The organism is Streptomyces milbemycinicus (genome assembly GCF_002154605.1).
GTDB lineage: Bacteria > Actinomycetota > Actinomycetes > Streptomycetales > Streptomycetaceae > Streptomyces > Streptomyces milbemycinicus.
In genome coordinates this window covers 1-13,824 of the sequence record NZ_MUNE01000094.1, presented here as the reverse complement: position 1 = coordinate 13,824, position 13,824 = coordinate 1, and the positions used below count along the sequence as shown (strand labels likewise).

The following is a 13,824-nucleotide window of genomic DNA, read 5'->3' as shown; positions in this document are numbered from 1 at the left end:
GCGCCGGAGAACGGCGCCGATGCCACGGTTTCAGCGAAAACTGCTGGTCAGAGCCTCAATGTTGAGGCTGGCGGCACGGGTTTGTTGAGGCTCGGGCAGCACGACCTGCTGCCTCAAGTGGCCCGGCGGCGCGCCGGGGCGCATTCTGCTTCACCGGTGTACGGGAGGGCCCGACTCCTGGGCCGGCGTCTGGAGGGCTGATCCCGGACGCGGATACGACTACCCTTCCCGGCCGGGCCGGGAAGGGTAGTGGTCAGGCGTCTCTGTGGGCGATCGCCTATGCACCCTGCTGCTGGCCCGCGAGGGCGGAAAGAACCCGGTCCATCACGTAGTTGATGTGGCCGTACATCTCTCGGGACGCGACCTCGGCGTCACCCGAGTTGATCGCCTCGGCGATGGCCACGTGGGCCTGCCCGCACAGCTGCGAGTCCCAGCCGGTGAGCACGTCCCGGCGCCGCAGCGTCTGGCACAGCACCAGGGTTTCGTCGATGCGCTGCTGTGCCGTCGCGTTGTTCGACGCGAGCGCCACCGCGTGATGAAACTCCTGGTCGAGCCCGCGAAAGGCCGCGGCATCGTTGTCCCGTGCGGCCTGCAGCGATGCCTCGGCCAGCGGCAGGAGCTGCGCCCGCCGATCGGGGGCGGCCCGTTCGGCGGCGAGGCGCGCTGTCAGCGCCTCCAGTCCCGCCCTGACCTCGTACGCCTCGCGGATCAGGCGCGCCGAAGGGACGACGACATGCGCGTTGCCGTCGATCATCGAGACCAGCCCGATCATGCGGAGCTGGAGCAGCGCCTCGCGCACCGGCGTCTTGCTCACCCCGAGCATCTTGGCGATCTTGGCTTCGCTCAGCCGCTCCCCAGGTGGCAGCCGCTTGCCGACGATCAGCTCGCGCACCTGGTCGAGCACGATGTCGCCCAGCTTCCTGGGCCTCTCCAGCGAGACCTCGACCGAGACGTCGCTCGCCGTGCCGTTGCCCATCAAAGTCCTCTGCCATGTCGGACGGAAAGCCTGCGCAGCTCGCCCCTTCGCCAGCTGAGTCTGCTGATGTCGACCATCGATGCCTGTGCTCCAGAGCCGACGCCACCTGGAATGCAAGATATCGTATCTCGTGTAGGGGAAATGTTCGCCTACAGACGAAGACCGATCGGCGTCCCTCGGCCTGACAGAGTCCTCATCCCTCCGCCAGATAGGCGTCGGCGACACCATCCGGTGGGGATATCCAGGGATGTGCGATTCTTTGTCAAGCAGCGTTCGTGACGGAGGGTATGGGTTCGTAGCACCGTCCGTCGCGCAACAGGGCCCACAGGACGTTGACCCGGCGGCGGGCGAGGACGAGGACGGCTTGGGTGTGCCGCTTGCCTTCGGCGCGTTTGCGGTCGTAGAAGCGGCAGGATTCTTCACAGCAGCGGATGCTGATCAACGCGGAGGTGTAGAAGACGCGCTGGAGTCGCCGACTGTAACGTCTGTACCGTTGCGGATTGCCACTGATCTTGCCCGAGTCACGCGGAGCCGGGGCGACGCCGGCGAACCCGGCGAGGCGGTCCGGACTGACGAGAGCCATCATGTCGCCGCCGGTGGCCGCGAGGAACTCGGCGCCGAGCAGGGGCCCGATGCCGGGCATGCTCGCGATCACCTCAGCGTGTTTGTGCTCGCGAAATCGGGCCTCAATGAGCTTGTCGGTCTCGGCGATCTGCTCGTTGAGGCGCATCACCTCCCTGGCGAGCGTGTGCACGAGCTGGGCCGCCGGCTTCTCCCTGGTCACGGTGGTGTGCTCTGGCTCTCGGCAGCCCCCCAGAGCCGTCGGCGAGCTGAGCAGCACCGCGGACCTTGCGGTTGCTCAGCCAGGTCTCCAGCCTCCTGGCACCGATCCTGCGGATGGCGGCTGGCGTCAGGTAGCCGGTCAGCAGGACCAGCGGGCCGGTGTTCGTGAGATGGCCGGTGACTATCTTGATCTCGGCGACGAGTTCGTCGCCCGGCCGCAAGGGTTGCAGGTCCCGGCGGATCCGGGCCTGGTCGGCGATGATCGCGGCGTCCCTGGCGTCGGTCTTGCCTTCGCCCCCGGTAGCCCTCGGAGGCACGGCTGACGGCTCGGCCCGGGATGTAGAGCGTGTGCTGGCCGTGATTGAGAAGCAGATCGATCAGCAAGGCGGCGCCGCCGTCGGCCAGGTCGATGCCCCAGATGACCTCGTCACCCAGGGCGAGGACATCAACAGGGAGCTTCAACAGTTCCGGCTCGTCGTTTGCCACTCGCCGCGACAGCAGCCGCTTCCCGGTGTCGTCGATCACCACACACTGATGATGGGTCCTGCCGGCGTCGATGCCGGCCCAGATCGCTGTCACGCGCTCTCCACGGGCCGCTTGCTTACATGCAGCACAGACGACCTCGCTGGCGAGTCCCTACTCAGCGTTCCTAATCAGCAGCAGAGTCGTCGGGGGGTGTCGGGCGGCGAATCGTACGAAGCCATACGGACGGCAGACCACTGAGAGCCACACCCGACACCCCTGGTGAGCCAACCCTTCGAATGGCTCGCTCATCCCGATCAACAAGGTAGGGACCACTGAGGTCATGGTCGACGCTTCCTTCTGATCACCTACTGGCAAATGCCGCTGAAGCGGCTCATCGCAGATCCCCGTCCGTCACCACGAGGCGTCAGCCTCGCGACGAGATGCCCAATGCCTGCCACCAGGCGGCGAGCAGCCACACGACGATGCTCAGACGGCCCCGGACGCCCTTGTTGCGCTGCGGCAGACGTTGGTACCAATCGCCCGACCCTGATGCGGCCTTCGTCCGGGCCATACTCAGGGGACTGAACCGACAGCGGCTGTGAGTGCTCAGGCTGTCACGTTCAGGCTCACGACCCGCGTTCAGGTTCCCGCGCTTCAATCCGGCCATGGGGGAGACAGCGTTGGGTCCAGCCGGAATCCGGAGTGGCCGACCGCGGGCCGACGCGAAGCCGGGTCTACGCGAGTGCGGGATGGACCAGGCGGCCGTGGGAGATGAGGGAGGCGGCCTGCTTGAGGCGGCGGACCCTGATGCTGACCCCGTAGCCGTCGATGCCGGGAATGGCGGCGAGTCGGGTGGTCAGGTAGCGGTAGAAGTCCTCGGCGTCGCGGCAGGCGACGATGGCCATCACGTTGTGGTCGCCACTGGTGGCTCCGGCGAAGGCGACTTCGTCGTGGCGGGCGATCTCATTTCCGGTGCGCTCCAGATGGGTTGGGGCGACGCGCAGCCAGAGGGTGGCGTTGAGGTGGCGGCCGAGGCGTTCGGGAATCAGGTCGATGTCGTAGGAGAGCGTGCCGGACGTTTCCAGGGCCTCCAGCCGGCGGGCTACGCGGCCTTTGGACCAGCCGGTGAGGTCGGCGAGCTGAGTGTGGGTAGTGCGGCCGTCCTCGGCGAGGGCGTCGAGGAGTGGGGTGTCCTCGGTAGTGGGGGGCAGGAGAGGCCCGGTCGGGGCGGGGGGACGGCCGATGGTGAGCCGTTGTTTCTGCTCGGGCGTGAGGTGTCCGCCGTAACCGGTCCAGCCGGCTGTGTCAGGACTGCCGAAAGGGTGGACGAGCAGGTCGATGCTCACGTCGAGCACGGAAGCGGACTTGGGCAACTGCCGCAGCAGCATGTCATCGCGCTGAGCCTGGAGCGGTGACCGGATGATGCAGATGATCTCCGAGCCGCCCGAGGCGATGCTGGCGTAGGCGATGTCGGACCGCCGGGTGAGAGCGTCGGCGAGCGGGCCGACACGGTCGGGGCGGCAGCGGATACGAGCGACCCATTGTGCCTCTCCGTACACGGCGGGGTTGACCAGACCCACAACGCGCATCACCCCACTGCGGCGAAGGGCGTAGTAGCGGCGGGCCGCCGTCTGCTCCGAAACCCCGGTCACGTCGCCGATGAGCCGGAACGGAGCTCGCGGGGCGTACTGCAACGCGCGGAGGATTTGCATGTCAATATCGTCAGTCACGGCGGAAGTATGACACCGAGCGGGATTTAGTAGCGGTTTCTCGTCGATTCCAGCTGGTTCTTTGTTGATACTGAACCGCTCCGTCGATGCTGGGGCGCGGGTTCGTCCGAAGGACAGGCTCCGAAGGACAGGTAGGGCCTCCCGGCCCGAACCTCACGTGCGGGACGGCGCCGGTTCGCAGGTCGCGGCTGCTGAGGAACCGGCACTTGGCCGGACCGATCCTCGCCAGATGTCAACCGCGGCGCGGCGCGCCGCAAAGGAGTGTTCTCGTGAACGTCACACCATCGGCGAGCGGGCCGACCGACCGGCGGGCTGCCACGCTCGTTATGGCCTGCCTGGGCGTGTTCGTCGCCTACTTGCCGGTGACCACCGTCGCCGTGAGTCTGCCCGCCATCCAGGCGGCGCTGGACGCGTCGACCGCCCAACTATCTTGGGTCCAGGACGCGTTCGTCCTGCCCATGGCCGCGTTCATCCTGACCGCCGGTGTTTTCGGAGACGTCCACGGGCGCAAGAAGGTGTTCCAGGCGGGTCTGCTGTTCTCCGCCGTCGGCGCCGCAGTCGCGCTGGCCGCCCAGTCGATCCAGGTCCTGTGGATCGGCCAGGCTCTCGCCGGACTGGGCGCGGCCGCGCTGCTGCCGACCACACTGGCGCTGATCAGCCACGCGGTGCCCGACTTCCGGGAGCGGGGTAAGTTCATCGGCCTGTGGGCCACCTCGCTCCTGGTGGCGCTGGCCGTGGGCCCGCTGATCGCCGGGGTGATCCTCGACCACGCCGCGTGGCGGTGGATCTATCTGCTGGCCATCCCCATTTCACTGACCGCCATGGTCCTCGCCGCGCGACTACTGACCGACTCGCGTGCCCCGCACGGGCGCCGGCTGGACTGGCCGGGCCAGATCACCGCCACGCTGGCGATCACCGCGCTGGTCTACGGCGTGATCGAAGGCGGTGCCGGCTCCTTCACCGACGTACAGGTCATGCTGGCACTGTTCATCGCCGTGGTCAGCGGTGTCGCCTTCGTCCTCGCCGAGCGGCGCAGCGACAGCCCGATGCTGGATCTGACGCTGTTCCGCAGCCCGGCGTTCACGGCCACCACGCTCATCGCGATGATCACCTTCCTGGCACTGATCGGTTTCTTCTTCCTCCTGAGCCTCTACTTCGGCCTGGTGCAGCAGCTCGACACCCTCCAGGCGGGCTGGCGTCTCCTCATGGTCACCGCGGCGGCCATCGTCGCCGGCCAGCCCGTCGGACGTCTCATGCACCGGGTTTCCGCCCGCTGGCTGATCACCGTCGGTCTGCTTGTCGTCTCAGGCTCGCTGTTCTCGCTGACCACCGTGGACGCGGACACCTCGTTCGCCTCCATCGCCTGGCGGCTGGCCCTGCTGGGTCTGGGGATGGGCGGCGTCCTGACACCCATGACCGCCACCGCGGTCGCCTCCGTGCCCCACCATCTGGCCGGCATGGCCGCGGCCGGCAACAACGCCTTCCGGCAGGTCGGCGGGGCCCTCGGCCCGGCCGTCCTGGGTGCGCTGCTCACCGCCAGGGCCCTCGACACGTTCCCCGGTCACCTCGCCGACGCCGGGGTCACGGAGGCAACACGGCAGAGCATCGTGGAGACCGCGCATACGGGCGGCCTTGGCGCAGTCGCCCAGATGAACCTGGGCGGCAGCACCGGCCAGGCTCTGGGCGCCGTGGGCGATGCCTTCCTCGATGGCCTCCGCCTGTGCCTGATCGTGGCCGCGGCCCTCGCCCTGCTCGCCGCCCTGGTCTCCGTGATCTTGCTGCGCACCCCGCGGAAGGCGGCAACCGCCACAGTCACGGCTGCCACGAACGCTTCGGGCCATGCCCCGTCCGCCACGTCCGCGGGCGCGGTTCTGACCGCCCCGGGAGAGGGCCGAACGCAGACGTAGTGACACGGGCGACGACGGCGAAAGATCGTCAGGCCGTCACCCGCACTGGTTACGACGAGTCGCACACCAGCACATGCCTGAGCCACGTCTCGCTGACAGGCGAAAGTGAGAGGGACATACCCGTGACAGCACCCAGTCTCCAGGACGGCATCGACCAGGCGGGCTCGCCCGTAAAGCTGCTGTGGAAGCCGGAACCCACGCCGTGGACTCCGGAGGTCATCGAGCCCGAATACGCGGGGTGACGGCAGGAGCAGGACGCGTGGCACACCGGTGCGACGATCTCGGACCTGTCCCACCACACGTCCGACACGTGCGTCGAAGGACCCGACGCCACCCGCCTGTTGGCGGCGGTGAGCGCGAACAACTACAAGAGGTTCGCGATCGGCCAGGCCAAGCAGTTCGTCCCCGTGGTGCAGGACGGCAACATCGTCACGGACGGCATCCTGATGCGCGACGCGGAGCAGACGTACACGCTCAGCGGTGTCCCCGCCGCGCAGAACTGGGTCAAGTACCGGGCCCAGAAGAGCGGGTACGACGTCACGTTCGTCACCGCCCCCTCCTCGGCGTTCCGCACGGAGGGCGACCCGACGCTCTTCCGCCACCAGGTCCAGGGGCCGTTGGCGAGCGCTCTGGTGGCGGAGGTCTTCGGCGGGCCGATCCCGTCGACAAAGTTCTTCCACTCCTCCCCGGTGTCGCTGAACGCGATGGCCTTCCGCGCACTGCGCCACGGCATGGCGGGCCAGCCCGGCTTCGAGTTCGTCGGTGAGTGGCAGCACGCGAAGGCGGTGAAGGAAGAGCTGATGACCGTCGGCGAGCAGTTCGGCCTCGTCCACGTCGGGGCGCTCGCCTATCCGACCGCGAGTATGGAGAGCGCCTGGATCGCGACACCGACGCCTGCCATCTACACCGACCCGGCTCTGGCCGACTATCGCACCTACCTCCCTCTGTACGGGATCGAGGGGCAGCAGCCGCTGCACGGGAGCCTCTTCTCCGAGAGCATCGAGGACTTCTACTGCTCGCCCTACGAACTGGGCTACGGCAAGGCGATCTCCTTCAACCACGACTTCATCGGCCGTGAGGCCTGTGGGTGCCGGATTCTTCCGTCTGGTGCCCGTTGTCCGAGGGATCGGTGCGGTCGGTGCCTGTAGTGCCCCGCATACTCGCCGATGACGAGGCGGAGGTGGCGCTCGCCGGTGATCAGGACGCGGTCGGTTGCTTCGCGTCGGCATGATCCGATCCAGCGTTCCGCGATGGCGTTCATCCGTGGCACGGCGGGCAGTGTGGGAACCACGCGTATGCAGGCCGCCTGGAAGACGGCGTCGAAGCTGTCGGTGATGTAGGCGCCTCGGTCCCGGATGAGGAACTTGATCGACTCTGCGCGGTCACCGAGGTCCATGAGGTAGTTGCGGGCTTGCTGGGCGATCCAGAGGCCGGTCGGGTTGCGCGTGGCGCCGGTGAGGTGCACGCGTCGGGTGCCGTGGTCGATGAAGAACAGCACGAACCAGCGACGCAGGAAGACCGTGTCGACATGGAACAGATCGGTGGCCACGATGGCGGAGGCCTGGGCTTTGAGGAAGGCGGACCAGGAAAGGTCCGTGCGCTGGGGCGCGGGGTCGATCCCCGCCCTCTTGAGGATCTCCGTAAGTTGTTTCGGCGGGACGGTTCAGGCGGTGCGCAGCAGGGCGTGGGGGTCGACGCGGTGCTGCAGAGGGATGCCGTGAGCGTAGCGGTCCAATTCGTCGAGGGCCAGGTGCGCCATGCGGGCGAGTTCGTTGCCGATCGAGCCCGCGATGTGAGGGGTAACCACGGCGTTCGGCAGGCCGTACAGCGGGGAGTCGGGGGGCAGGACTTCCGGCGCGGTGTGATCGAGCACGGCGTGAAGTCGGCCGGTCAGCAGTTCGGCGGTGAGGGCTTTCTGGTCGACCAGGGCGGCGCGGGCCGTATTGATGAGGGTGGCACCGTCACGCATGGCGGCTAGCCGGGTGGCGTCGATCATGTGCCGGGTTTCGGGCAGGTCCGGGGCGTGGAGGGAGACGATGTGGCTGGAGGCGACGAGTTCGTCCAGGTCGCTCGTGCGGGCTCCAGGGAGGTCGCCGGCGAGATACGGGTCGTAGACCAGGACGTTGAAGGAGAACGGCTCCAGGAGTTCGACCACGCGGCGGCCGATACGTGAGGCTCCGACGATGCCTATGGTGCGCTGGTAGTTGCCCAGATCTGGATAGCGCGTGTCCCAGGCGTGGTCCCTGCGGGTGGCTTGGTAGGTGCGGGCGATGTCGACCACGCGTTTCCCGGCGAAGAGGATCGCGGCGAGGGTGAACTCGGCTACCGGTTCGGCGTTGGCGGCGGCAGCCGACGTGACGGTGATGCCGCGCTGCCAGCAGGCGTCGGTGATGTGGTCCTTGACGGTGCCGGCGGCGTGGATGACGGCGCGGAGGCGGGGTGCCCGGTCCAGAACTTGTGCGGTGATGGGCGGGCAGTGCCAGCAGGTGAAAAGGACTTCGACGTCGGAGAGATCGACGGTGTCGAACTCGGTGACAGTGTGTCCGGGGCGCACGCTGGCCAGGGCGTTCAGGCGGCGGCGTATGACGGGGGTGATGAGCCGTTCGGCGACGTGTTCGCCCATGGCGATGGCAGTGACGGGGCGGCGGCCCGTGCCGTGGGTGGTCATTCTTCCTTCTTCGTGCGTGCGTGTGGCTCGGGTCGTGTGGGCCGGGGCGGCCTGTGGTTTCGGGCCCGGTGGCGGATGGCGTGGCGGTCAGTGCAGGGGGCGGTGGAGGCGCGCACGCGCAACTCGGGGAGCAGCAGAGTGTGTTCGACGGGGGTGTCGTATGGGCCTGTCAGCCGCTGGATGAGCAGATCGGCGGCTCGTCGGCCCACCATTTCCTTCAGCGGCGCCACGGTGGTCAGGGGTGGGTCGCTCAGCTCTCCGACCTCGTCGTCATATGCCACCACGGACAGGTCGTCGGGCACGCTCAGTCCGGCTTCGCGCAGGTGCTGGACCAGCATCAGTGCGTCGTCGTCATTGTGGATGAGTGCGCCGGTTGCGCCCGCGCGCAGTGCAGTGATGGTCTGCTGGATCTGTGCTTCGGTGGGGCCGTCGTGATCGATGCTCAGCAGGATGGGCTCGTCCAGGCCTAGTCGCTCCACCGCTGCGTGGAATCCGCCCTGCACGCCGGCTGTGGAGGGGCTGGAGCGGGTGGCCAGGATGAGTTTGCGGTGCCCGAGGTCGGCCAGGTGCCGGGCGCCGATGAACGCGCCGTGGGTGTGGTGAGAGATGACCGTGTCCAGGTGGGAGACGTCAAGCCCCAGTTCGCTGTGCCTTTCGACCAGGACGGTGGGTACGGGCAGTGCCTCGAGCCACTTCTCCTCGATGATGCCTGGGTGTTGGCTGGGTGTCAGCAGGAGTCCGGAGGCTCCGTTGTCGATGAGCTGGCTGACGCGGGCCCGGTCCGCGTCGATGTCGTAGCGGGACACTCCCAGGACGACTCGGGCGCCGTGCTGCTCAGCCATGTCGCGGGCGCCTTTGATGATGGCAGGGTAGTAGTAGTTCACCGACGGCACGAGCATGCCGATCACCAGTTGCCTGGCGTCCGTGGTGACCTGCTTGACGGGCAGGTCAGCGTCCGGGCTGGCCTTGGTGATGCCGCCGTGGACCCGGGTGACCAGGCCGCTGTCGGCGAGGATGCCGACGTCTCTTCGCAGGGTGACCATCGAGACGCCGAACTGCCGTGCGAGAACGGCCAGACGCACGGATCCCTGCTCCTGGACCTGCCGCAGGATCTGCTCTTGGCGCTCGTTGGCGAACACGTCCCTCCCTTTCTTCGGTTGGCAGCCGGCTGCCAACCGAACCCTACGTTCATGACTGCTTACTTTCGAACGAAAGTAGTGCGACCTCACAAGGTGCTACCTCATCGGGCAGGCCTGTGTCGCTACCCCAACCAAGATCTTCAGCGGGCCCGGGACACGAAGGGTGGGGGCAAACCCCCTGCACGACGGGATGGTTGAAGCCACGGGAGCCTGTATCCAGCGTCCCCCGTCCTCCCCTCGGGCCCGCCATCTTCATTACGTTTTCGTTACCAACGGATTCATGCATCCACCCTAGACAACAACCAGCCCCGCGCGAAAGATGCGACATCGATCGCATTCGAAGGGGAACGAAAGCAATGCGCCATGAACGCATGAGGGTGGTCGGGCAACGGTCCGGCCGCAGAACAGCAATCGCGTCGCCCGGCGTCAGCCGTAGGGCCGTCCTGGGACTGGGGCTCGCGGCAACTGCCGCTGCGACAGGCTGCAGCCGCTTCGGCGGACTGCGCTCGGGCGCCTCGGACGGCCACACCGTGAACATGGTGTGGTGGGGCGACGCCATCCGGGCGCAGATGACGGAGAAGGCCCTGGACCTGTTCCGCTCGTCTACCGGTCTCGAAGTGTCCACCGAGTACCAGTCGGGAACCGCCTACGACGACAAGCTCGCCGTGCGTTTCGCCGGAGGCAACCCGCCCGACCTGCTGGCCGTGCGCCGGGAAACACTGCGCGACTTCGCCGGCCGCAAGGCGCTGCGGCCCCTGCCCGTAGGCCAGGTCATCATCATCGAAGGAGTCCCCCCGAGCGTGCTCAACGCCGGGAAGATCGGCAACGTCCAGTACGGGGTCCCATTCGGTGTCGCCTCCAACGCCTGGGTCATCAACACGGAGCTGTTCGCCAAGTACAAAGTCGACGTCCCCGACCTGGACACCTGGGACTGGGACACGCTCAAGGAAACAGCAGCGGAAGTCACCCGCGCCAGCGGGAAGAAGGTCTGGGGCGCCACCTACACGATGGACGACATCCTCGCCCTGGGTGTCTGGCTGCGCCAGCGCGGCCTGGACCTGTGGACCCCCGAAGGACGTATCGCATTCACCGCGGACTCCATCGCGGAATGGTTCCAGACCTGGGTCGACCTGCGCGACGCCGGAGCGATCCCCGGCGCCGACGACATCGAGGAGCTGGGGCTGGCCGCCGAACAGACCCCCGTCGGAAGGAAGCTGGCGGCCAGCGCCCCGATTCCCTCCAACAGCTTGGCCGCCTTCAATGCCACCGTCCACGGCGCGCTGAAGATGGGCTTCTTCCCCGGCGAGAGCCAGGCCGATCAGCGCGGCCACCAGCTGCAGCCGGTGGGCCACTGGTCGGTCAGCGCCCGCTCGAAGGCGCCCGACGCGGCCTTCGAACTTCTCGACTTCCTGATCAACAACACCAAGGCGAACAAGGAACTCGGCGTCGGCCGGGGTGCCCAGATCAAGAAGTCGGTGGCCGACCAGGTGGCCTCGACGCTCGGCAAGGACGATCGCATCGCATCCGATTACACGCTCCGCCTGGCCGAGTTCGACCTCGTCGATCCGGCGCCGGACCCCCAGGGCAGCGCCGAACTCCTCCTGGCCCTGGGAACGATCAGCGACAAGGTGGCGTTCGGCAAATCCTCACCGTCCAAGGCCGCAGCCGAGTTCTTCGGCAAAGCACGCTCGATCATCGGAGGTTGAGCCCGTGTCGAAGTCCTCTCCTCACTCCCAGTCCCTGCTCGGCGGCCCCGAGCCGGTGCGCCGACGGCCGCGCGGACAGCGCCAGAACTGGGCCGCCTACCTGTTCCTCACGCCGTGGTTCGCCGGCATGCTCTTCACGGTCGTGCCCTTCGCCGCCTCGCTGTACCTGGCGTTCACCGACTACGACCTACTCACGCCCGCCAAGTGGGTCGGCCTGGACAACTTCCGCGAATTGTTCGCAGACGAGCGGCTGCACCACTCGCTGATGGTCACCTTTGTCTACACCTTCGTCTCCGTTCCGCTGTCCCTGGCGGTCGCCCTGGGCGTGGCGATGCTCCTCAAGAGCGGTGTGAAGGGGCTGCCGGTCTACCGCGCCGTCTTCTACCTGCCCTCGCTGCTGGGCAGCAGCGTCGCCGTCGTCATGCTGTGGCGGGCCATCTTCGGCAGCAACGGTGCAGTGAACAAGTTCCTGGAGCTGTTCGGCATCCACGGCCCATCCTGGACGTCGGACCCGGACACCTCGTTGAGCGTGCTGATCGGGCTGCATGTGTGGACCTTCGGCGCGCCGATGGTCATCTTCCTGGCCGCGCTCAAGCAGGTCCCGGTCTCCTACTACGAGGCCGCGGCGATCGACGGCGCCGGCAAGTGGCGCCAGTTCCGCTCGGTGACGCTCCCGCTGATCACCCCGGTGATCTTCTTCAACCTCGTGCTGTCCCTCATCGGTTCGCTGCAGACCTTCACTCAGGGCTACGTGTTCAGCAACGGTTCCGGAGGGCCGGCGGACTCGACTCTCTTCTACAACGTGTACCTGTACCAGCAGGGCTTCACCTCGTTCAACATGGGCTACGCCTCCGCCATGGCCTGGCTGCTGCTGGTCATCGTCGCCGCGTTCACCGCCCTCAACTTCATCGCCCAGCGCTACTGGGTCTTCTACGAGAACGACTAGGCCACGGAGTACACATGAGCGCCACCACCACTCCCCTCGAGCCACAGACCAGCGGAGCCGACAGCCCGGGCGAACACAGCGACGACCACATCGAGACCGTGGGCTCCACGCCCTGGAAGCGGTTCAGCCGACACCTGTTGCTGTGTCTGGTCGGAGCCGTGATGATCTATCCGCTGCTGTGGCTGGTCTCCAGCTCGGTGAAGCCGGACGACGAGATCTTCAGCGACCTGAGCCTATGGCCGTCACACTTCGACTTCAGCCACTACACCAAGGGCTGGAACGCCCTGGACCACTCCTTCGGCCTCTATCTGGTCAACTCGCTGCTGCTCACCGCCCTGGCCATCGCGGGCAACCTGGTCTCCTGCAGCATGGCGGCCTACGCATTCGCCCGCATGCAGTTCCGCGGCCGCAAACTGTTCTTCGCGATGATGATGGGCACGCTGATGCTTCCGGCCCACGTACTGCTCGTACCGCAGTACATCCTCTTCTCGAAACTCGGCCTGCTGAACACCTACTGGCCACTGCTCGTCCCGAACTTCACCGCGGGCAACGCCTTCTTCGTCTTCCTGATGGTGCAGTTCATGCGGGCACTGCCCCGCGAGCTGGACGAAGCCGCCCGGATCGACGGGTGCGGCCCGTTCCGCATCTTCTGGCGCATCGTGGTGCCGCTGTGCATGCCCGCCTTCGCCACGACCGGCATCTTCACCTTCATCACCACCTGGAACGAGTTCTTCTCCCCGCTGCTGTACCTGACCGACAGCCGCCTCTACACCGTCCCGCTGGCGCTGCGGCAGTTCATGGACTCCCAGGGCACCAGCTCTTGGGGCCAGATGTTCGCCATGTCGGTGGTCTCCCTGGCACCAGTCGTCGGCTTCTTCATCGCCGGACAGAAGTACCTGGTGAAGGGCATCGCCACCACCGGCCTCAAATAGCCCGCGTCGACACGGCAACCCACCGGGCGCAGGCCACCCCCAACAGTTCTCTTTCGGAACGGATGACATGAGCGAACGTCACAACCCGGACGGTCCGCCGCCGGGCCCCGATCTGTTCGACTACTCCCCCTGGCACTACTGGACGCAGGCCACCGACGACGACCGCACCCAGCAAGGCCAGCACCAGAACTCCCTGTGCCAGACCAACCGTTCGTACCGCTTCGGCGAGGACTGCTTCCTGTCCCCGCTGGCGGCAGTGCAGAACGACGGCCTGGAGCTGGGGCCACGTAGCTACATCGCAGCGGGCGCCTACGTGACCGGCACGTTGCACGCCGGACGCGATTGCACCATCAATCCCTACGCCGTAGTGCGGGGCGACATCGTTCTCGGCGACGCCGTGCGGATCGGCGCGCACACCTCGCTACTGGCCTTCAACCACGGCTTCGAAGACCCCGACACCGAAGTGTTCAAGCAGCCGGTCACCTCGCAGGGCATCCGCATCGGCAACGACGTGTGGATCGGTTCGCACGTCGTGGTCTTGGACGGCATCACTGTCGGCGACGGCGCCGTCG

General features: G+C 67.1%; 10 protein-coding genes and 2 pseudogenes. 6 read left to right on the top strand and 6 right to left on the bottom strand.

Going from position 1 to position 13,824, the window contains the following annotated elements; translation table 11 throughout:
- Window positions 1-277: 277 nt before the first annotated feature.
- The 3 genes and pseudogenes from CCN51_RS08370 to CCN51_RS08360 form a co-directional block, all read right to left on the bottom strand.
- Window positions 278-976, bottom strand: a complete 699-nt coding sequence (locus CCN51_RS08370; protein ID WP_014181165.1) for a GntR family transcriptional regulator — start codon at window positions 974-976, stop codon at window positions 278-280.
- 262 nt (window positions 977-1,238) lie between these two features.
- Window positions 1,239-2,338 (bottom strand): annotated as a pseudogene (locus CCN51_RS08365) (IS110 family RNA-guided transposase).
- A 620-nt stretch (window positions 2,339-2,958) separates the two neighbouring features.
- Entirely contained in the window at window positions 2,959-3,936 is a 978-nt protein-coding gene (locus tag CCN51_RS08360; protein ID WP_014181162.1) for an Lrp/AsnC family transcriptional regulator, read from the bottom strand.
- A 287-nt stretch (window positions 3,937-4,223) separates the two neighbouring features.
- On the opposite strand from CCN51_RS08360, the gene CCN51_RS08355 reads away from it, so the two are divergent.
- Window positions 4,224-5,861 carry a DHA2 family efflux MFS transporter permease subunit gene (locus tag CCN51_RS08355; protein WP_014181161.1) on the top strand — a complete coding sequence of 546 codons (1,638 nt, stop codon included), beginning with the start codon at window positions 4,224-4,226 and terminating at the stop codon, window positions 5,859-5,861.
- A gap of 257 nt (window positions 5,862-6,118) precedes the next feature.
- Window positions 6,119-7,009 (top strand): annotated as a pseudogene (locus CCN51_RS57065) (aminomethyl transferase family protein); the annotation flags it as partial.
- Here CCN51_RS57065 and CCN51_RS57060 read toward each other — a convergent pair.
- From CCN51_RS57060 to CCN51_RS08335, 3 genes are all read right to left on the bottom strand, one after another.
- Window positions 6,895-7,131, bottom strand: coding sequence for an integrase core domain-containing protein (locus CCN51_RS57060; protein WP_342749362.1), 237 nt, complete (start codon window positions 7,129-7,131; stop codon window positions 6,895-6,897). The pseudogene CCN51_RS57065 and the gene CCN51_RS57060 overlap by 115 nt on opposite strands.
- A gap of 393 nt (window positions 7,132-7,524) precedes the next feature.
- On the bottom strand, window positions 7,525-8,529 hold the full coding sequence (locus CCN51_RS08340) for a hydroxyacid dehydrogenase (RefSeq protein ID WP_014181157.1): 1,005 nt from the start codon (window positions 8,527-8,529) through the stop codon (window positions 7,525-7,527).
- Entirely contained in the window at window positions 8,526-9,668 is a 1,143-nt protein-coding gene (locus CCN51_RS08335; RefSeq protein ID WP_014181156.1) for a substrate-binding domain-containing protein, read from the bottom strand. The genes CCN51_RS08340 and CCN51_RS08335 overlap by 4 nt, the downstream gene beginning before the upstream one ends.
- 536 nt (window positions 9,669-10,204) lie before the next feature.
- Here CCN51_RS08335 and CCN51_RS08330 point away from each other — a divergent pair.
- From CCN51_RS08330 to CCN51_RS08315, 4 genes are all read left to right on the top strand, one after another.
- A complete protein-coding gene (locus CCN51_RS08330; RefSeq protein ID WP_158104653.1) occupies window positions 10,205-11,374 on the top strand; it encodes an ABC transporter substrate-binding protein in 1,170 nt (389 codons plus the stop codon).
- Between the two features lie 4 nt (window positions 11,375-11,378).
- Entirely contained in the window at window positions 11,379-12,320 is a 942-nt protein-coding gene (locus tag CCN51_RS08325) for a carbohydrate ABC transporter permease (RefSeq protein ID WP_014181154.1), read from the top strand.
- A gap of 14 nt (window positions 12,321-12,334) precedes the next feature.
- On the top strand, window positions 12,335-13,252 hold the full coding sequence (locus tag CCN51_RS08320) for a carbohydrate ABC transporter permease (protein ID WP_014181153.1): 918 nt from the start codon (window positions 12,335-12,337) through the stop codon (window positions 13,250-13,252).
- Between the two features lie 67 nt (window positions 13,253-13,319).
- On the top strand, window positions 13,320-13,824 hold a 505-nt coding region (locus CCN51_RS08315; protein ID WP_425444750.1), incomplete at its 3' end, for an acyltransferase.